Below are 19,799 nucleotides of genomic sequence, written 5' to 3' on the forward strand. Positions count from 1 at the left end.
AACTGAGCAGGCGTGGGAATTTGTGCGGTACCGATCGTATTTTGAGAACTTCACAGTGGACGCGAGCATCTTTGTAGTAACAACAAGCTACTAAGTGCACATGGTGGATGCCTTGGCATCGAGAGCCGATGAAGGACGTTGGAGTCTGCGAAAAGCCCCGGGAAGGTGACAACCGACCTGTGATCCGGGGATGTCCGAATGGGGAAACCCACCTGGAGGAAAGTCCAGGTACCTGCGCCTGAACACATAGGGCGTCTGGAGGGAACGAGGGGAAGTGAAACATCTCAGTACCCTCAGGAAGAGAAAACAACCGTGATTCCGGAAGTAGTGGCGAGCGAAACCGGAAGAGGCTAAACCTCAGTGATGTGATACCCGGCAGGGGTTGTCATTGGGGGGTTGTGGGGCCGCATGGTCAGTTCTGCCGAGCTGACAAAGAGTCACAAACCATGAGTGAAGACGAAGCCGACTGGAAAGTCGTGGCGTAGAGGGTGAGACCCCCGTAGTCGTAAGCTCATGGCTCTTTTGCGTTACCCCGAGTAACACCGAACCCCTGAAATTCGGTGTGAATCTAGCGGGACCACCCGTTAAGCCTAAATACTCCTCGATGACCGATAGCGGACTAGTACCGTGAGGGAAAGGTGAAAAGTACCCCGGGAGGGGAGTGAAATAGTACCTGAAACCATGTGCATACAATCCGTTGGAGCTCTTCCTTGTGAAGGGTGACAGCGTGCCTTTTGAAGAATGAGCCTGCGAGTTAGCGTGGTGTAGCGAGGTTAAGGCGAGAGCCGTAGCCGTAGCGAAAGCGAGTCCGAATAGGGCGAATGAGTTGCACCATCTAGACCCGAAGCGGAGTGATCTATCCATGGCCAGGTTGAAGCGCGGGTAAGACCGCGTGGAGGACCGAACCCACCTAGGTTAAAAACTGGGGGGATGAGCTGTGGATAGGGGTGAAAGGCCAATCAAACTCCGTGATAGCTGGTTCTCCCCGAAATGCATTTAGGTGCAGCGTTGCGTGTTTCTTGCCGGAGGTAGAGCACTGGATGGGCTAGGGGGCCTACAAGCTTACTGAACCCAGCCAAACTCCGAATGCCGGTAAGTGAGAGCGCAGCAGTGAGACTGCGGGGGATAAGCTCCGTAGTCGAGAGGGAAACAGCCCAGACCATCAGCTAAGGTCCCTAAGCGATAACTAAGTGGAAAAGGATGTGGAGTCGCAGAGACAACCAGGAGGTTGGCTTAGAAGCAGCCACCCTTGAAAGAGTGCGTAATAGCTCACTGGTCAAGTGATTCCGCGCCGACAATTTAGCGGGGCTCAAGTTATCCACCGAAGCTATGGGATTCACACTATAGGTAGGCCTTCGTGGTCCAGCCGTGTGGATCGGTAGGGGAGCGTCGTGTCACGAGCGAAGCGGCGGGGTGACCCAGCCGTGGATGTGACACGAGTGAGAATGCAGGCATGAGTAGCGAATGAGGAGTGAGAAACTCCTCCACCGAATGACCAAGGGTTCCAGGGTCAAGCTAATCTGCCCTGGGTAAGTCGGGACCTAAGGCGAGGCCGACAGGCGTAGTCGATGGACAACGGGCTGATATTCCCGTACCGGCACTGAACCGCCCATGCTGAATCCAGTAATGCTAAGTGCCCGAAACCGGCCTCCAGTCTCTTCGGAGACATTGGCCGGCAGAGCGCACGACCCGAGCTGGTAGTAGGCAAGCAATGGTGTGACGCAGGAAGGTAGCTCAACCGCGGCGATGGTAGTCCGCGGCCAAGGTCGTAGGGCGAGTCATAGGCAAATCCGTGACTCATGTGCCTGAGAACTGATGGGGAGACGTTTTAGTCGAAGTGAGTGATCCTATGCTGCCGAGAAAAGCATCTAGCGAGGTTCTGAGCCGCCCGTACCCCAAACCGACTCAGGTGGTCAAGTAGAGAATACTAAGGTGATCGAGTGAATCATGGTTAAGGAACTCGGCAAAATGCCCCCGTAACTTCGGGAGAAGGGGGGCCGGATTCGTGAGTGGACTTGCTCCACGAAGCGTTGAAGGCCGCAGAGACCAGGCCCAAGCGACTGTTTACTAAAAACACAGGTCCGTGCTAAGTCGAAAGACGCCGTATACGGACTGACTCCTGCCCGGTGCTGGAAGGTTAAGGGGACGTGTTAGCGCAAGCGAAGCACAGAACTTAAGCCCCAGTAAACGGCGGTGGTAACTATAACCATCCTAAGGTAGCGAAATTCCTTGTCGGGTAAGTTCCGACCTGCACGAATGGAGTAACGACTTGGGCGCTGTCTCAACCATGAACTCGGCGAAATTGCACTACGAGTAAAGATGCTCGTTACGCGCGGCAGGACGGAAAGACCCCGGGACCTTTACTATAGTTTGGTATTGGTGTTTGGTTCGACTTGTGTAGCATAGGTGGGAGACTGTGAAGCTCGGACGCCAGTTCGAGTGGAGTCACCGTTGAAATACCACTCTGGTCGTACTAGATATCTAACCTAGGTCCATTATCTGGATCAGGGACAGTGCCTGATGGGTAGTTTAACTGGGGCGGTTGCCTCCTAAAATGTAACGGAGGCGCCCAAAGGTTCCCTCAGCCTGGTTGGCAATCAGGTTTCGAGTGTAAGTGCACAAGGGAGCTTGACTGTGAGAGTGACAACTCGAGCAGGGACGAAAGTCGGGACTAGTGATCCGGCGCTGGCATGTGGAAGCGGCGTCGCTCAACGGATAAAAGGTACCCCGGGGATAACAGGCTGATCTTCCCCAAGAGTCCATATCGACGGGATGGTTTGGCACCTCGATGTCGGCTCGTCGCATCCTGGGGCCGTAGCAGGTCCCAAGGGTTGGGCTGTTCGCCCATTAAAGCGGCACGCGAGCTGGGTTTAGAACGTCGTGAGACAGTTCGGTCCCTATCCGCCGCGCGCGTAGGAAACTTGAGAAAGGCTGTCCCTAGTACGAGAGGACCGGGATGGACGAACCTCTGGTGTGCCAGTTGTTCTGCCAAGAGCACGGCTGGTTGGCTACGTTCGGAAGTGATAACCGCTGAAAGCATCTAAGCGGGAAGCACGTTTCAAGATGAGGTTTCCCACTGGTTTACCAGGTAAGGCCCCCAGCAGACCACTGGGTTGATAGGCCGGAAGTAGAAGTGCAGCAATGCATGGAGCTGACCGGTACTAATAGGCCGAGGGCTTGTTTCTTACAAAGATCACGCGCGTCCACTGTGAGGTTCCCGAGATATGATCGGGAACCATGAAGCAGGAGTACTCATGACTCATGAGAACTCTGTGCTCCAAGGTTTTGATATCTCCATAGAGTTTCGGCGACCATGGCGAAGGGGAAATACCCGGCTACATTCCGAACCCGGAAGTCAAGCCCTTCAGCGCCGATGGTACTGCGTGCGAGAGCGCGTGGGAGAGTAGGACGTCGCCGGACAATTTTTAGCGCGAGGCCGCTCCTTCGGGAGCGGCCTCGTTGCATTTGCAGCGCTGTGTCGCATGACAGAAGCAGCAGTACAGGACAGGATGGACTCATGGCTGAGTCAGGACGATCGGGCGGCTCAGGCCGCTCTGACAAGGGCCGCGGACGCGGTCAAGGCGGACCCGGCGGGCAGGGACGCTCCCAGGGACGACCTGGAGAGCGTGGAACCGGCCGCAGCAGTGATCGCCGGGACGGCGCGCCCGGCGGATCGGACCGTCGCGGCGGCTCCGGAGGATCCGACCGGCGAGGTGGCCCGGGTGGCCGTGACGGCGGATCCGATCGTCGCGGTGGTCCCCGCTCCGCGGGACCGGCCGGTGCCGGCGGACGAGGACGTCCGGGCGGCCAGCGCCGTGAGCGCGAGCCCGAGCGCGAGCGCACCGTCGACCAGCAGACGTACGACGGTCCTCCCATCCCGGACGACGTCAGTGCCAAGGATCTCGACCGCGCAGCGCGGCTCCAGCTGCAGAGCCTTCCGGAGAAGCTTCAGGATCGCGTCGCCCGTCACCTCGTGATGGCCGGCGTCCTCCTGCACGACGACCCCGAGACGGCCTACAAGCACGCCCTGGCGGCTCGGGCGCGTGCCTCGCGCAACGCCATGATCCGTGAGGCGTGTGGCGAGACCGCGTACGCAGCCGGCAAGTTCGCCGATGCGCTGGCCGAGTTCCGTGCTGCGCGCCGCATGAACGGTGGACAGTCGTACGCGCCCATGATGGCCGACTGCGAGCGGGCGCTGAAGCGTCCCGAGAAGGCGCTGGCCTACGACAAGCCGGAGATCCGGGCCAAGCTCGACGAGATGGGCCAGATCGAGCTCACGATCGTCGTGGCCGGGGCACGCCGCGACCTGGGCCAGGTCGACGCGGCCCTCCAGCTGCTCGAGACGGAGAACCTGAACTCCAAGTCGCGGGCCGACTGGGTCGCGCGACTTCGCTACGCCTACGCCGACACGCTGCTCGCCGCGGGTCGCAAGGACGAGGCCGTCGAGTGGTTCCACCGCGTGGTGGCCGTCGACGGCAACGGCATCACCGATGCCGAGGAGCGCCTCAGCACCCTGGACCGCTGACCGGCGGTCCACAGACCGGCGGACCTCGCCGACGTCGTCCACAGACGCGTCGGTGAGGTCTGGCCGGCCCGTCTTCGTGCGCCGAGACTGGCCGGATGACTGGAACCTCTGCCCTCAACCATGTCCATCTCTCCGGACGCATCTCTGCCGATCCGCAGGTCCTCGCGCTGCCCAGTGGCGACGAGATCGTGACCTTCCGGCTCGTGGTGGAGCGTGACGCCGCAGCGCGGAAGCGCTCCAAGCAGAGCGTCGACACCATCGAGTGCGTCGCCTGGGCCGCTCGCATCAGGCGATCGGTCGCTCGACTCCGCGCCGACGAGCAGGTCGAGGTCCAGGGAGCTCTGCGCCGCCGGTTCAGCCGCGGTGGTGCCGGGGTGCAGAGCTTCGCGTCGGTGGAGGTGACCTCCGTCGTGGCGCTCGGCCCGGCGGCACCCAAGGAACGTCGCCCAGCCCGGCGATAGGTTGGGAGCATGGTCCTGGCCTCGTCCGACGTCCCTCTGCACAGCCGGCACGACCTGGTGATGCTCGACCTCGACGGCGTGGTCTACGTGGGCCCTGACGCCGTGCCCGGGGCCGCCGAGGCCCTGGAGTCCGTTCGCTCGGCCGGCACCGCAGTGGCGTACCTGACCAACAACGCAGCCAGGCCCGCCGCCGTGGTGGCCGAGCACCTGCAGTCCCTCGGGATGCCCTTGCGCGAGGTGGGCGAGGTGATCACCTCGGCCCAGGCCGTCGCGCGGCTCATGGCGCACGACCTCCCGTCCGACTCGGAGGTGCTCCTCGTCGGCGGGGAGGGACTCCGGCTGCCGCTCGAGGACCTCGGGCTGAGGTGCGTCACGGCCCTCGGCGACGACACCGCGGCCGTCGTCCAGGGATTCAACCCCGACCTCGGCTGGAAGGACCTGGCTGAGGCCACCTATGCGGTGGCCCGCGGCCTGCCCTGGTATGCCAGCAACACCGACCTCACGGTGCCCACGCCCCGGGGGATCGCTCCGGGCAACGGCTCCCTCGTGGCCCTCGTGCGCGGGGTCACCGGCCGGGATCCCGTCGTGGCCGGCAAGCCGGAGAAGCCGCTCTTCGAGGAGACGCTCACGCGGACCGGGGCGGAGCGGCCCCTCATGGTCGGCGACCGGCTCGACACCGACATCGAGGGCGCGAACCGCATCGGTATCCCGTCGCTCGCCGTGCTCACCGGCGTGGACTCGCTCGCCACGTGGGTGCAGGCGGCCGAGCACCTGCGGCCAGCGTTCGTCTCCACGGACCTCTCCGGCCTGCTCGAGGAGCATCACCCCGTCGAGGTCGCGCAGACGTCGGCCACCTGCGGCGACGCCGGGGCGCGGCTCCAGGACGGGACGATCACCCTGACGTCGGGGGAGCCCGGCACCACCTCCGCCCTGCGAGCGGTGCTGGCACTCGCGTGGCACGTGGTCGACGGTGGTGCCGAGGCGCCGGCACTCGATGAGAGGATGACGTCGTGAGCGACGACCTCGAGACCGAGAACGCCGAACGGGCGCGGGACCTGCTGGAGCGGGCCCGCGAGCTCGTCGTCGACCACCCCGAGCTGTCCACGGTGCTGGACCGGCTCGATGCGCTGGGCGACGTCGACCTCGCGCGTCATCCCGAGGTCTTCGACGAGGCGCACCAGGCGCTGCGACGGGCGCTCGCCGGCGCCGGCCGCCCCGACACGCCCTTCCCCGGAACATGAGCCGCCGGGTCCGGCTCGACGCCGAGCTGGTCCGGCGAGGCCTCGCCCGCTCCCGCGAGCACGCCTCCGGCCTGATCCAGGCCGGTCAGGTCAAGGTGGCCGGGCAGCGAGCGCAGAAACCCGCCACCCAGGTGGGCACCGACCAGGCCATCGTCGTCGACACCACGCAGGACGAGGGGTGGGCCTCCCGCGGCGCCCACAAGCTGCTGGGCGCCCTCGGGGTGTTCGAGCCCCTGGGCCTGAGCGTCGTCGAGCGTCGCTGCCTCGACGCCGGCGCCTCCACGGGCGGCTTCACCGACGTCCTGCTGCGACGAGGTGTCCGTGAGGTCGTGGCCGTCGACGTCGGCTACGGACAGCTCGTGTGGGCCCTGCAGAACGATCCGCGCGTCCACGTGCACGACCGCACCAACATCCGCACCGTCGAGACCGAGTCGATCGGTGGTCCGGTGGACGTCGTGGTGTCGGACCTGTCGTTCATCTCCCTTACCGTGGTCATGCCCGCACTGACGCGCGTCTGCCGAGAGGATGGGGACATCGTGCTCATGATCAAGCCCCAGTTCGAGGTCGGCAAGGACCGGCTCGGCAAGGGTGGTGTCGTGCGCGACCCGGCCCTGCACGCCGAGACCGTGCACCGCGTGTGCCTCAGCGCCCACGAGCACGGCTGGGGGACCCGCGCCCTGGCGCCCAGCCCCCTGCCCGGTCCCGCCGGGAACGTGGAGTACTTCTGCTGGCTGCGCACGGACGCACCGGCACCCCTCGAGCAGTCCGCCCTCGACGTCGTGGCGGCCGGACCCCTGGAGGTCGATGCATGACCCGTCGGATCCTGCTCATGGTGCACGAGGCGCGCCCCGAGGCGCTCTCGGTCGCCGTCACCGTGGCGCGCGACCTGCGTGCTGCCGGCCTGGAGATCTCCATCCTCGACACCGAGGCGGCCGCGCTGGCCTCGGTGGGGGTCGAGGACGCGGTCGTCCTGCCCCACGGTGAGGGTGCGGCGGAGGGCTGCGAGCTCGCCCTCGTCCTCGGGGGAGACGGCACGATCCTGCGCGCCACGGAGGTGTGCCGCGGCACCGGCACCCCCGTCCTCGGCGTGAACCTGGGTCACGTCGGGTTCCTCGCCGAGGCCGACGTCGCCGATCTGCACGACGTCGTGCGGGGCATCGTCGAGCGCACCTACAGCGTGGAGGAACGGCTCACCATCGACGTCCGCGTGCTCGTGGGCGGGGAGGTGGTGGCCACCAACTGGGCGCTCAACGAGGCCAGCGTGGAGAAGGCGGCCCGCGAGCGGATGCTGGAGCTCGTCGTCGAGATCGACGACCGTCCGGTCTCGCGCTGGGGCTGCGACGGGCTCGTGTGCGCCACGCCCACCGGCTCCACGGCCTACAACTTCAGCGCCGGCGGTCCCATCGTGTGGCCCGAGGTCGAGGCCCTGCTGATGGTCCCCATCAGCGCGCACGCCCTGTTCGCCCGGCCCCTCGTGGTCTCGCCCGAGGCGGTGCTCGCGGTCGAGGTCGTCGGGGAGCGCGCCAACGGTGTCCTGTGGTGCGACGGGCGCCGCGCCGCCGAGCTGCCGGTCGGTGCCCGCGTCGAGGTCCGCCGCGGCACCGTGCCGGCCCGGCTGGCACGCCTGCACGACGCTCCGTTCGCCGACCGTCTGGTCCGCAAGTTCGACCTGCCGGTCGAGGGCTGGCGGGGTGCGGCCGAGCGTCGTCAGCAGGGGGGACTCTGATGTGGCAGTACCTCAGCCTCAGCTCGCTCGGCGTCATCGAGTCGGCCGAGCTGGAGCTCGGCAGCGGCTTCAGCGTCATCACGGGTGAGACCGGCGCCGGCAAGACGATGGTCGTCACCGCGCTGGGACTGCTGCGCGGCGACCGCGCCGACAGCGGCCTGGTCCGCCGCGGCGCCTCGTCGGCCCGCGTCGAGGCCACCATCGTGCTCCCGCCGGGGCACGGCGTGGCCGAACGCGTCGAGCAGGCCGGGGGCGAGGTCGAGGACGACGCGCTCGTGATCGGTCGCACGCTCTCGGCCCAGGGACGTTCCCGTGCGGTCGCGGGAGGCGCCACGGTCCCGGCCGGCCTGCTGGCCCAGGTGACCGACCAGCTGGTCGCCGTCCACGGGCAGTCCGACCAGCACCGCCTCCACCGCCCGGTGGCCCAGCGTGAGGCGCTCGACCGCTTCGCCGGAGAACCGTTGTCCACCGTGCTGGAGCGCTACCAGCCCGTCCGGCAGCGCCTCCGATCAGCGCAGTCGCGCCTCGAGGAGCTGCGGACCAACGCTCAGGAGCGCGCCCGCGAGCTCGATCTCCTGCAGCACGGCCTCACCGAGATCGCGGCCGTCGAGCCCCTCGACGGTGAGGACGAGGCGCTCCGCACCGAGGAGTCGCGCCTGGCGCACGGCGAGTCGCTCGTGCGTGCCGCCGACGTCGCGCACGCCGCACTCTCGGGAGATCCCGAGGGTGGCCCGGCCCACGACCGCCTGAGCCTCGCCAGCGCCGTGCTCTCGGACGTCGCCGGCCACGACCCCACGCTCGACGCCCTGGGCGCCCGGGTGTCCGAGCTGGCGATCCTCGTCGACGACGTCGCCGGGGAGCTGGCCTCCTACGCCGCCGGTGTCGAGGTGGACCCGGCGCGTCTCAGCACGGTGCAGGACCGCCGGGCCGCGCTCACGGCCCTGCAGCGCAAGTACGGCCCCGAGCTCGCCGACGTCCTGCAGTGGGCCGAGAAGGCCGCTGCCCGCGTGGGCGAGATCGACCACGACGACGACGCCATCTCCGGGCTGCAGGCCGAGATCGACGAGCTGCGACCCGTGGTGCAGAGCCTCGCCGAGGAGCTCTCCGCGGTGCGCGAGGAGGCGGCCGGTCGGCTCAGCACCCTCGTCAGCGAGGAGCTCACGGCGCTGGCCATGCCCTCGGCACGGCTCGAGGTCTCGGTCTCCCGGCGCGAGGGCGCCGAGCCCGCGGCGCACGGCATCGACGACGTCGAGCTGCTCTTCGCCGCCAACAACGGCTCCGACCCGCGGCCGCTCTCCAAGGGAGCCAGCGGCGGCGAGCTGTCTCGCCTCATGCTGGCGCTCGAGGTCGTGCTCGCCGACCGCACCACGGTGCCCACCATGGTGTTCGACGAGGTCGACGCCGGGATCGGTGGCGCGGCTGCCGTCGAGGTCGGGCGTCGCCTCGCCCGCCTGGCCGGATCCGTCCAGGTGCTGGCCGTGACCCACCTCCCGCAGGTGGCGGCCTTCGCCGACCACCACTTCCACGTGAGCAAGTCCGACGACGGTGCCGTCACCCGCAGCTCGGTCTCCGAGCTGGTGGGGCAGGACCGTGTCGACGAGCTGGCCCGCATGCTCGCGGGGCTGGAGGAGTCGGCCACCGCCCAGGCCCACGCCCAGGAGCTGCTCGACGTGGCCCGGTCCGAGCGCTCGGGTCGCCAGGCCCCTCACCCGGCTCCCTGAGCGCCACGCCCGGGCGCGACCTGCACGGATCGGCCAGGTCCGCGTGCCACGATGGCTGACGATGTCTCGATGGTCCCGCAGCGCCCGGCGCTCAGCACAAGACGACGCCTCCGGCTTCTCGGCCGTGGTGCGCTTCGCCCGCCCTGGTGACTCCCAGGCCAAGTCGCTCAAGGCCGGTGAGATCGCCGTCATCGACGCTGCCGACCTCGACCGGTCCCAGGCCGAGGAGCTCGTCCAGCGTCGGGTCCGGGCCGTCGTCAACGCCTCCGCCTCGTCCTCGGGACGATTCCCCAACCTCGGGCCCCGCGTCCTGGCCGACGCCGGCGTCACGCTCATCGACGCCGTGGGCGACGGCGTGTGGTCGCGGCTCAAGTCCGGCGACACGGTCCGCGTCGAGGGCAGCCGCATCTTCAAGGACGGTGTCCTCGTGGCGCAGGGCGTGGCGCAGGACGACGCCACCGTCACCCAGCAGCTCGGCGCTGCCGAGCAGGGCCTCTCCACGCGGCTCGAGTCGCTCACGGCCAACGCCAGCGACCACCTCGAGCGTGAGCGCGCCATGCTCCTCGAGGGTGCTCGCGTCCCACGGCTGGCCCGCAGGCTGCGCGGCCGTCCCGTGGTGGTGGTGCAGCGCGCCCACGACTGGCAGCAGGACCTGCGGGGACTGCGCAAGTGGATCCGCGACCACGACGCCGTGGTCATCGGTGTCAGCGGCGGAGCCGACGCCGCACTCGACCTCGGCCTGAAGCCCGGCGTGGTGGTGGGCGGGGTCGACGACCTCTCCGACCGGGCGCTGCGCAGCGGCGCCCAGGTGGTCGTCACCACCTCCAGCCCCACGCACGGCGGGCACGAACGCTTCGAGAAGGCCGGCGTCGACGCCGTCACCTTCGTGGCCACGGGCTCGCCGGGCGACCTCGCGATCCTCCTGGCCGACAGCAACGAGGCACCCGTCATCGTCGAGGTCGGCGGCGCGCCGAACCTCGTGGCATTCCTCGAGCGCGGCTCCGCCGAGGTGGCCAGCACGTTCGTGACCCGGCTGCGCGCCGGGCGCCGCCTCGTCGACGCCAAGGCGGTGGGACACCTCGTGGCCACGCCCATGTCGGTGTGGCCCGTGCTCCTGGTGCTCCTGGCCGGCCTCGTGGCCGTCGTCGCCGCCATCGCCACCACCCCGGTCGGCCAGGACTGGTGGAACGACCTGTCCGGCCAGCTCTCCGACGCTCGCTCCTGGATCGAAGGACTTCTCCCGTGATCAGCTTCCGCTACCACCTCGTCTCGATCGCCGCCGTGCTGATCGCGCTCGCCGCCGGCGTGGCGCTGGGCGCCGGCCTCCTCGACGACGCCGGGTCCGAGCTGTCCGGCAGCGACGACAGCACCGACCCGGCCCTGGCCCGGTTCGACGAGGGCTACGCCGCCCGCACCGCTCCCGCGCTCCTGGGCGACAAGCTGGCCAAGCACTCCGTCGTCGTCCTGACGCTGCCCGGTGCCGACGAGGGCCAGGTGGCCGACGTCGTGGCCGACGTCAAGAAGGCCGGCGGCTCGGTCACCGGGCAGGGCGTGCTCACCGCCAAGCTCCTCGACCCGGCCAACCGACAGTTCGCCGAGAGCGTGGCTCAGCAGGCCGCCTCCGACGCCGGCGTGACGTTGAGCGGCGAGAGCTATGCCCAGGTGGGAGAGGCGCTCGGGCGCTCGGTCGCCGGCAAGGTTGACGCCTCGCTCGACGACAAGGCCGCCGCGGTCGACGCCGCCATGGTGGAGGCCAAGCTCGTGACGTGGAAGAACAAGCCCAGCAAGGCTGCCGACCTCGCCGTCGTGGTGAGCGGCTCCTCGCGGGCCGGGGGGAGCGGACCCGTCCTGGCGGCCCTCGCCCAGGGGCTCGACGGAGCAGGTGCCGGGACCGTCGTCGCCGGTCCCACCGCCTCGAGCCGTGAGGAGGGCTACGTCGCCGAGGTGCGCGACGCCGACTCGCCCGTCTCCACGGTCGACGTCACCGACGCCGCGGCCGGCCCCGTCGTGGTGGCTCTGGCACTCGCCCGCGAGGCGAGCGGCAACAACGGGGCCTGGGGCACGAGCCGCAGTGCCGACGGCGCCCTTCCCCGCTGAGTCCGCCGAGCACGGTCTCACCCGGCTCCGTCGGGTGACCTCGACGGTCGGTCCCGTGTGTCGTTGGCGCTGAGGCCCTCGGTGTTGGTAGGCTGGAATCCCGTGGAGGACCGACAGGTTCGACGCCCATTCTGAGCCCACGGGAGGCACTGTGGCGGTTAGCCCGGTCACCAAGCACGTTTTCGTCACCGGCGGGGTCGCTTCCTCGCTCGGCAAGGGGCTCACGGCCTCCAGCCTCGGTCGACTCCTCAAGTCGCGTGGCCTGCGCGTCACGATGCAGAAGCTCGACCCCTACCTCAACGTCGACCCGGGAACGATGAACCCGTTCCAGCACGGTGAGGTCTTCGTGACCGACGACGGCGCCGAGACCGACCTCGACATCGGTCACTACGAGCGCTTCCTCGACGAGGTGCTGGTGGGCCGCGCCAACGTCACCACCGGGCAGGTGTACTCCGACGTCATCGCGCGGGAGCGTCGCGGCGACTACCTGGGCGACACCGTCCAGGTCATCCCGCACATCACCAACGAGATCAAGGACCGGATGCTCTCCATGGGCGGCCCCGGCGTCGACGTGGTCATCCACGAGATCGGCGGCACGGTCGGCGACATCGAGAGCCAGCCGTTCCTCGAGTCCGCCCGCCAGGTGCGTCACGAGATCGGCCGCGGGCACGTGTTCTTCCTGCACGTCTCGCTCGTGCCGTTCATCGGTCCCTCCGGCGAGCTCAAGACCAAGCCCACGCAGCACTCGGTGGCCGCCCTGCGCTCCATCGGCATCCAGCCCGACGCCATCGTGTGCCGCTCGGACCGGGCCATCCCGGCGAGCGTCAAGAACAAGATCTCGCTCATGTGCGACGTCGACCCCGAGGCCGTCGTCACCGCGAGCGACGCACCGTCCATCTACGACATCCCCAAGGTTCTGCACTCCGAGGGCCTCGACGCCTATGTCGTGCGCCGCCTCGACCTGCCGTTCCGTGACGTCGACTGGACGGAGTGGGACGACCTGCTGCGCCGGGTGCACCAGCCCGACGACGAGGTCACGATCGCGCTCGTCGGCAAGTACATCGACCTGCCCGACGCCTACCTCTCGGTGGCCGAGGCCCTGCGCGCCGGCGGCTTCGCCCGCAGCACCAAGGTGCACCTGCGCTGGGTCCCGTCCGACGACTGCGCCACGGAGTCCGGTGCGGCCCAGCACCTGGGCGACGTCGACGGCATCTGCGTGCCCGGCGGCTTCGGCATCCGTGGCATCGAGGGCAAGGTCGGTGCGCTGCAGTACGCCCGCACGCGCGGCATCCCCGTGCTGGGTCTCTGCCTCGGCCTGCAGTGCATGGTCATCGAGTACGCCCGCCACGAGTCGGGCATCGACGGTGCCAGCTCCACGGAGTTCGACCCCAGCACGCCGGCCCCGGTCATCGCGACGATGGCCGAGCAGCAGGCGTTCGTCGAGGGTGCCGGCGACCTGGGCGGCACCATGCGCCTCGGTCTCTGGGAGGCCGCGCTCACGCCGGGCAGCATCGTGGCCGAGCTCTACGGCAGCGACAAGGTGGAGGAGCGTCACCGCCACCGCTACGAGGTCAACAACGCCTACCGTGCGCAGATCGAGGCCGCCGGTCTCGTGTTCAGCGGCACCTCTCCGGACGGCACCCTCGTGGAGTTCGTGGAGCTCCCCCGGGAGGTCCACCCGTTCTACGTCGCCACGCAGGCCCACCCCGAGCTGCGATCCCGTCCCACGAGGCCGCACCCGCTGTTCGTGGGCCTGGTGAAGGCAGCGCTGCAGCGCCAGCGCGAGACCCGTCTTCCCGTCGACAGCCCGGTCGACGCCGTCGACACCAGCGCCACCGCATGAGCGGCCTGCCGGGGTCGTCGGCTCCGGCCGGCCTCGCCGACGAGGACGCCGCCTGGACGGTGGCGTCCTCGCAGGAGCACTACACCAGCCCGTACGTGAGCCTCTCGGTCGACACGATCGTGGCGCCGGACGGCTCCGAGCACGGCCGCGCCGTGGTGCGGCCCCATGGTGCCGTGGGCGTGCTGGCCTTCGACCACGAGGACCGGGTGCTGCTCGTCCAGCAGTACCGGCACCCCGTGCGCGCGCGGCTGCTCGAGATCCCCGCGGGGACGCTCGACGTCGGGGGAGAGGGCCCCGAGGACGCTGCCCGGCGCGAGCTGGGCGAGGAGACCGACCTCGTCGCCGAGCACTGGTCCGTCCTGCTGAACCTCGTCACGACGCCCGGGTACTCCACCGAGCGCTGGACGGTCTACCTCGCCACCGGGCTCAGCGTCGTGCCCGACGCGGAGCGCACCGAGAGGGAGGCCGAGGAGGCCGACATGACCCAGTGGTGGATGCCGTTCGACGACGCGGTCGAGGCCGTGCTCGCCGGTCGTGTCGGTGACGCCATGACGGTCGCGGCCATCCTGGCCGAGCAGGCACGACGTGTCCGGTGAGCCCCTCCAGCGCGCCGTCTCCGACTACCTGAGCCACCTCGGGGTCGAGCGCGGTCTGTCGGCCAACACCCTGGCCTCCTACCGCCGTGACCTGCGACGCTACGTCGAGCACCTCGCGGGACGTTCGATCGACGACGTCGCGGCCGTGCAGGAGGCTGACGTGCTCGGCTTCCTGGCCGCGCTGCGCACCGGCGACCCCGACCACCCGCCGCTCGGCCCGGCCAGCTCGGCCCGCGCCGTCGTGGCCGTGCGCGGCTTCCACAAGTTCTGTCTCCGTGAGGGGATCGTCGCGCTCGACGTGACCGCCGGCGTGAAGCCGCCCCGGCCGGCGGCTCGGCTGCCCAAGGCGCTCGACCTCGAGCAGGTGGAGGCCATCCTCGAGGCATCGGGAGCGCCGGAGACCGCGCTCGCCCGGCGTGACCGGGCGCTGCTCGAGGTGCTCTACGGCACGGGGGCCCGGATCTCGGAGGCCGTGGGGCTCGACGTCGACGACCTCGACCTCACCGACGGGACCGTCCTGCTGCGCGGCAAGGGCGGAAAGCAGCGGATCGTGCCGGTCGGGAGCTTCGCCCTCGCGGCCATCGAGACCTACCTGGCGACCTCGCGGCCGACGCTCGCCGCACTCCAGTCGGGCCCGGCACTCTTCCTGAACGCGCGCGGCGGGCGCCTGAGTCGGCAGAGCGCGTGGACGGTCCTGACCAAGGCGGCCCAGCGGGCCGGGGTGGCGGTTGAAGTCTCGCCCCACACCCTGCGACACTCGTTCGCGACCCACCTGCTGGACGGTGGGGCCGACGTCCGCGTCGTCCAGGAGCTCCTGGGCCACGCCTCGGTCACCACCACCCAGATCTACACCCTCGTGACCATCGAGAGACTGCGCGAGACGTACGCCAGTGCGCATCCGCGGGCCCGTTGAGTGGCGGTAGAGTGGCACGGAATCACGGCAGGACCAGACCATCGAGGCGCAGAGGACACAGATGAGCGACGAGCTGGGACCCACCGGACGACCGGTCCCGCTGCTCCCTGATCCCACGCCCCGGCCGCCCGGTCGGCCGGCGCAGATCATCGCGCTGTGCAACCAGAAGGGTGGCGTCGGCAAGACCACCACCACCATCAGCCTCGGTGCTGCCCTCGTGGAGGCGGGTCGGCGGGTCCTGCTGCTCGACTTCGACCCCCAGGGCTCCCTGACGGTGGGTCTGGGCTTCAACGCCCACGAGCTGGAGCAGAGCATCTACCACGTCCTGATGGACCGTGAGCTCGGGCTGAAGGACATCATCCTCAGCACGAGCGTCCCCGGGCTCGACCTCGCACCGGCCAACATCGACCTCTCGGCGGCCGAGATGCGCCTCGTCACCGAGGTGGGTCGTGAGCAGGTGCTGGCCCGCGCGCTGCGTCCCGTCCTCCACGACTACGACGTCATCCTGATCGACTGCCAGCCGTCGCTCGGACTCCTGACCGTGAACGCGCTCACCGCGGCCGACGGCGTGATCATCCCGCTCGAGTGCGAGTACTTCGCGCTGCGCGGGGTGGCGCTGCTCAAGGAGACCATCGAGAAGGTTCGCGACCGCACCAACTTCGACCTCACCATCATCGGCCTGCTCGGCACGATGTTCGACGGTCGCACCCTGCACGGCCGCGAGGTGCTGGCCACCCTCGTCGAGGGCTGGGGCGACCTCGTCTTCCACACCGTCATCCGCCGCACGGTCAAGTTCTCGGACTCCACGGTCGCGGGCGAGCCCATCACGGAGTACGCGCCCTCCTCGCCCGGTGCCGAGGCGTACCGCCAGCTGGCCCGGGAGGTGCTGGTCCGATGCCCCGACGCGTGAACCTGCCCGGCGCCGACGAGCTGTTCCGCGCCACCGCCCCGTCGGCGGGCAAGCCCGCTGCGAGCACGCCGGCCCCAGCCTCCGGTGCGGCTGCCGCCCCGGCCACGGGCAGCGGCCGGGTCAAGCACGACGAGAAGATGACCGTCTACGTCACGTCCGACGAGCTGCTCGCGGTGGAGCAGGCGCGCCTGCAGCTGCGTGGCGCCCTCGGTCGCAACGTCGACCGTGGCCGGCTCGTGCGGGCCGCCCTCGCCATCGCCCTGGCCGACCTGGAGGCGCGTGGTGTCGACAGTGACGTCGCACGACGACTCGACGCGTCCTGACGTGAGCGACGAGGTCGTCGCCGAGCCCAGCGTGCCCGCCGGCTTCTCGGTGTCCATCGGCAACTTCGAGGGACCCTTCGACCTGCTGCTCGGCCTCATCTCCAAGCACCAGCTCGACATCACCGAGATCGCGCTCTCCAAGGTCACCGGCGAGTTCATCGCCTACATCAAGACCCTCGACGACGACCTCGAGCAGACCACGCACTTCCTGCTCGTGGCGGCCACCCTGCTCGACCTCAAGACGGCCCGCCTGCTGCCGCAGGCCGAGGTGGAGGACGAGGAGGACCTCGCGCTGCTCGAGGCCCGCGACCTGCTCTTCGCGCGACTCATGCAGTACCGGGCCTTCAAGCAGGTGGCGGCCGTCATCGCCGAGCGACTCGTGGGGGAGGAGCGTCGTCATCCACGGTCGGTGGGGCTCGAGCCGCGCTTCGCCGACCTCCTCCCCGAGGTCCTCATCTCCGTGGGTCCTCAGGAGCTGGCCGCGCTGGCGGCCAAGGCCTTCGAGCCCAAGCCGGTGCCGATGCTCTCCATCGCGCACCTGCACGCACCGCAGGTGAGCGTGCGCGAGCAGGCCCACCTCATCGTCGACCGGCTGCGCCGCGAGCAGAACATCACCTTCCGTGCGCTCACCGCCGACGCCGATGTCATGACCACGGTGGCGCGGTTCCTCGCGCTGCTCGAGCTGTTCCGCGAGGGCGTGGTCGCGTTCGACCAGGCCACGCCGCTCGGCGACCTGCACCTGCGCTGGACCGGCTCCGACGACGCCGACATCGACGTGAGCGACGAGTTCGACGCCCCGCCGGTGCTGCAGGAGGTGGCGCCGTCCGGCCCGGAGACCGAGCCCGTCGCCGCCGTGACCCTCGACCCCGACCAGACCCTTCAGGACGACGCCGCGCGTCAGGACGACACCGACCAGGAAGAGGAGGGCGCGTGAGCGACCTGCCCAAGGGCCCGCACGAGCTCGAGCTGGAGATGCTCGAGCTCCGACCCGCGCTCGAGGCCGTGCTGATGGTCGCCGACCAGCCCCTCGACCACCTCACGCTCGCCCAGGCCGTGGGACACCCGCCCTACGACGTCGAGGACGCCCTCACCGAGCTCGCCGCCGAGTACGACGAGCAGCAGCGCGGCTTCGAGCTTCGCAACGTCGCCGGTGGATGGCGCTACTTCACTCGCGAGACGTACGCCTCGGCCGTGGAGCGCTTCGTCCTGGAGGGCCAGCAGGCGAGGCTCACGCAGGCCGCGCTCGAGACGCTCGCGGTCGTGGCGTACCGACAGCCCATCAGCCGCTCGCGCATCTCGGCCATCCGTGGAGTGAACGTCGACGGCGTGGTCCGCACGCTCGTGACCCGCGGACTCCTGGAGGAGGCCGGCCACGACGGCGAGAGCGGAGCCATCCTCTACCGCACGAGCAGCTACTTCCTCGAGCGCATGGGTCTGGCCAGCCTGTCCGACCTCCCCGACATCGCCCCCATGCTCCCGGCCATCGAGGACATGGAGGACGACCTCGTCCCCGAGAGCCCGGCCGAGGCCGCCGAGGAGTCCGGGGCCGCTGCAGCAGAGCCGTCGGACGACGAGCTCGGTGAGGAGACCGGTGAGCGAGTCGACTGAGCACGAGGGCGTCCGCCTGCAGAAGGTGCTGGCCCAGGCCGGGGTCGCCAGCCGACGTCGCTGCGAGGAGCTCATGGCCGACGGTCGTGTCGAGGTGAACGGCGAGGTCGTCACCCAGATGGGTCGTCGCGTCGACCCCGTGGCCGACGTCATCCGCGTGGACGGCAAGCGTCTGCCGCCCGCGTCGCAGAACGTCTACCTGGTGCTCAACAAGCCTCGCGGCGTGGTGTCCACCATGGCTGACGAGCAGGGCCGTCCCGACCTCGCGTCGCTCGTGGCGGACCGCCCCGAGAGGCTCTTCCACGTCGGCCGGCTCGACACAGACACGTCGGGCTTGCTCATCCTCACCAACGACGGCGACCTGGCCCACCGCCTGGCTCACCCGTCGTTCGAGATCACCAAGACGTACGTGGCGCTCGTGGAGGGTGTCGTGCCCGATCGGACCGGCAAGGTCCTGCGCGACGGCATCGAGCTGGAGGACGGCAGCGCCTCGGTCGACCGGTTCCTCGTGAAGGACCGCTCGCGGGGACGATCGCTCGTGGAGCTCGACATCCACATGGGGCGCAACCGCATCGTCCGGCGTCTGCTCGCCGCCGCCGGACACCCGGTCCTCGAGCTGACCCGCACGGCCTTCGGGCCGCTGCACGTGGGTGCGCTGGCCGCCGGGGCGCTGCGCGAGCTCTCGCGCGACGAGCTCGGCGCGCTCCTCGACAGCGTCGACTCGTCGTCGCCTGCCCCCGGAGCCGACGAGCCGGGGTCGTCGGAATGATCGACCAGCCTCCCTCCCAGGTCATCGGGTGCGGCCTCATCGGCACGTCCGTGGCCCTCGCGCTGCGTGCGCAGGGCATCGAGGTGTTCCTCGAGGACGCCGACCCCGCGGTGGCTGCCCAGGCGGCCGCTCGGGGAGCCGGGACCGTGGGCACCACGCCGGAGCCGGCCGCCGTCATCGTGGCCGTCCCTCCCAGCGCCGCGCCCCGCACCGTCGTCGAGGCCCTGGAGCGCTGGCCGCACGCCGTGGTCACCGACGTCGCCTCGGTGAAGTCCGCCGTCGTGGCGGCCGCGGCCGCGCACCCCGAAGGACACCGTTTCGTGGGCGGCCACCCCATGGCCGGAAGTGAGCGGTCGGGACCGGCTGCCGCGTCCGCCCAGCTCTTCGAGGGCCGCCCGTGGGCCATCACCCCCAGCCCCGGTGCCGACGACGACGCCGTGCGGCTCGTCGAGGAGATCGCCGTGATGATGGGCGCCGTGCCCATCCGGCTCGAGGCCGCGGCCCACGACGACGCCGTCGCGCTCGTGTCCCACCTGCCGCACCTGCTCTCCGTCCTCACGGCGTCGCGGCTGGCCGACGCCCCGTCGTCGCACCTCGCCCTCGCGGGGCCTGGGCTGCGCGACGTCACCCGCATCGCCGGCAGCGCGTCGGGGATGTGGATCGACATCCTCGACAGCAACGCCGACGCCGTGCGGGCCCTGCTCTCCGACGTGCGCAGCGATCTCGACCGGGTCATCACGGCGCTCGACCGTGAGGTCGGTGTGGACGCGGAGACCCTGGCCCACGTGCTCGACACGGGCCGCGCGGGCACGCGTCTCATCCCCGGCAAGCACGGCGGCGAGCCGGTGGAGCTGTCCACCGTCCACGTCCAGATCCCCGACTCCCCGGGTGCCCTGTCGCAGCTCTTTGCCCATACGGGAGAATCAGGGGTGAACATCGAGGACCTGCGCATCGACCACGAGCTCGGCCGGCCCGTGGGCCTCGTCGAGATCGCCGTCGCGGCGGAGCGGGCCGACGTCCTCGTCGCCGCGCTCACCGAGCGTGGCTGGTCCGCGTACCGATGAAG

The 19,799-nt window shown here is 69.4% G+C and carries 18 protein-coding genes and 2 rRNA genes; all 20 read left to right on the forward strand.

Annotated elements, in window-relative coordinates; genetic code table 11:
- Window positions 1-80: 80 nt before the first annotated feature.
- Window positions 81-3,185, forward strand: a 23S ribosomal RNA gene (locus tag ASD11_RS04695).
- Window positions 3,186-3,303: 118 nt separating this feature from the next.
- Window positions 3,304-3,420: ribosomal RNA gene (gene rrf / locus ASD11_RS04700) — 5S ribosomal RNA — on the forward strand.
- Between the two features lie 97 nt (window positions 3,421-3,517).
- Window positions 3,518-4,525, forward strand: coding sequence for a tetratricopeptide repeat protein (locus ASD11_RS04705; RefSeq protein ID WP_056283958.1), 1,008 nt, complete (start codon window positions 3,518-3,520; stop codon window positions 4,523-4,525).
- Between the two features lie 95 nt (window positions 4,526-4,620).
- On the forward strand, window positions 4,621-4,986 hold the full coding sequence (locus ASD11_RS04710) for a single-stranded DNA-binding protein (protein ID WP_056283961.1): 366 nt from the start codon (window positions 4,621-4,623) through the stop codon (window positions 4,984-4,986).
- 9 nt (window positions 4,987-4,995) lie between these two features.
- Window positions 4,996-6,000 (forward strand): HAD-IIA family hydrolase, encoded by a 1,005-nt coding sequence (locus ASD11_RS04715; protein ID WP_056283965.1) that lies wholly within the window; start codon window positions 4,996-4,998, stop codon window positions 5,998-6,000.
- On the forward strand, window positions 5,997-6,227 hold the full coding sequence (locus ASD11_RS04720; protein ID WP_056283968.1) for a hypothetical protein: 231 nt from the start codon (window positions 5,997-5,999) through the stop codon (window positions 6,225-6,227). The genes ASD11_RS04715 and ASD11_RS04720 overlap by 4 nt, the downstream gene beginning before the upstream one ends.
- On the forward strand, window positions 6,224-7,039 hold the full coding sequence (locus tag ASD11_RS04725; protein ID WP_056283973.1) for a TlyA family RNA methyltransferase: 816 nt from the start codon (window positions 6,224-6,226) through the stop codon (window positions 7,037-7,039). Before ASD11_RS04720 ends, ASD11_RS04725 begins: the two co-directional genes overlap by 4 nt.
- A complete protein-coding gene (locus ASD11_RS04730; protein ID WP_056283976.1) occupies window positions 7,036-7,953 on the forward strand; it encodes an NAD kinase in 918 nt (305 codons plus the stop codon). The genes ASD11_RS04725 and ASD11_RS04730 overlap by 4 nt, the downstream gene beginning before the upstream one ends.
- On the forward strand, window positions 7,953-9,674 hold the full coding sequence (recN, locus tag ASD11_RS04735; RefSeq protein ID WP_056283979.1) for a DNA repair protein RecN: 1,722 nt from the start codon (window positions 7,953-7,955) through the stop codon (window positions 9,672-9,674). The genes ASD11_RS04730 and recN overlap by 1 nt, the downstream gene beginning before the upstream one ends.
- A 61-nt stretch (window positions 9,675-9,735) precedes the next feature.
- Window positions 9,736-10,920: a putative cytokinetic ring protein SteA gene (gene steA, locus ASD11_RS18045; RefSeq protein ID WP_156464594.1), complete on the forward strand. Its 1,185-nt coding sequence runs from the start codon at window positions 9,736-9,738 to the stop codon at window positions 10,918-10,920.
- Window positions 10,917-11,771 (forward strand): copper transporter, encoded by an 855-nt coding sequence (locus ASD11_RS17715; protein WP_056283986.1) that lies wholly within the window; start codon window positions 10,917-10,919, stop codon window positions 11,769-11,771. The genes steA and ASD11_RS17715 overlap by 4 nt, the downstream gene beginning before the upstream one ends.
- A 151-nt stretch (window positions 11,772-11,922) precedes the next feature.
- On the forward strand, window positions 11,923-13,614 hold the full coding sequence (locus tag ASD11_RS04750) for a CTP synthase (protein WP_056283991.1): 1,692 nt from the start codon (window positions 11,923-11,925) through the stop codon (window positions 13,612-13,614).
- Complete coding sequence (locus ASD11_RS04755) at window positions 13,611-14,210, forward strand: NUDIX domain-containing protein (protein WP_082554172.1); 600 nt, start codon at window positions 13,611-13,613, stop codon at window positions 14,208-14,210. Before ASD11_RS04750 ends, ASD11_RS04755 begins: the two co-directional genes overlap by 4 nt.
- Entirely contained in the window at window positions 14,200-15,123 is a 924-nt protein-coding gene (xerD, locus tag ASD11_RS04760) for a site-specific tyrosine recombinase XerD (protein WP_056283994.1), read from the forward strand. Before ASD11_RS04755 ends, xerD begins: the two co-directional genes overlap by 11 nt.
- Window positions 15,124-15,184: 61 nt before the next feature.
- Complete coding sequence (locus tag ASD11_RS04765) at window positions 15,185-16,033, forward strand: ParA family protein (RefSeq protein WP_056283997.1); 849 nt, start codon at window positions 15,185-15,187, stop codon at window positions 16,031-16,033.
- A complete protein-coding gene (locus ASD11_RS04770; RefSeq protein ID WP_056283999.1) occupies window positions 16,018-16,356 on the forward strand; it encodes a hypothetical protein in 339 nt (112 codons plus the stop codon). Before ASD11_RS04765 ends, ASD11_RS04770 begins: the two co-directional genes overlap by 16 nt.
- Window position 16,357: 1 nt before the next feature.
- A complete protein-coding gene (locus ASD11_RS04775) occupies window positions 16,358-17,290 on the forward strand; it encodes a segregation and condensation protein A (RefSeq protein WP_200940088.1) in 933 nt (310 codons plus the stop codon).
- A complete protein-coding gene (gene scpB / locus ASD11_RS04780) occupies window positions 17,287-17,964 on the forward strand; it encodes an SMC-Scp complex subunit ScpB (protein WP_327019516.1) in 678 nt (225 codons plus the stop codon). The genes ASD11_RS04775 and scpB overlap by 4 nt, the downstream gene beginning before the upstream one ends.
- On the forward strand, window positions 17,948-18,733 hold the full coding sequence (locus ASD11_RS04785; protein ID WP_056284001.1) for a pseudouridine synthase: 786 nt from the start codon (window positions 17,948-17,950) through the stop codon (window positions 18,731-18,733). Before scpB ends, ASD11_RS04785 begins: the two co-directional genes overlap by 17 nt.
- Entirely contained in the window at window positions 18,730-19,797 is a 1,068-nt protein-coding gene (locus ASD11_RS04790) for a prephenate dehydrogenase (RefSeq protein WP_056284004.1), read from the forward strand. The genes ASD11_RS04785 and ASD11_RS04790 overlap by 4 nt, the downstream gene beginning before the upstream one ends.
- Window positions 19,798-19,799: the final 2 nt, after the last annotated feature.

Source organism: Aeromicrobium sp. Root495 (assembly GCF_001426755.1).
Lineage (GTDB): Bacteria > Actinomycetota > Actinomycetes > Propionibacteriales > Nocardioidaceae > Aeromicrobium.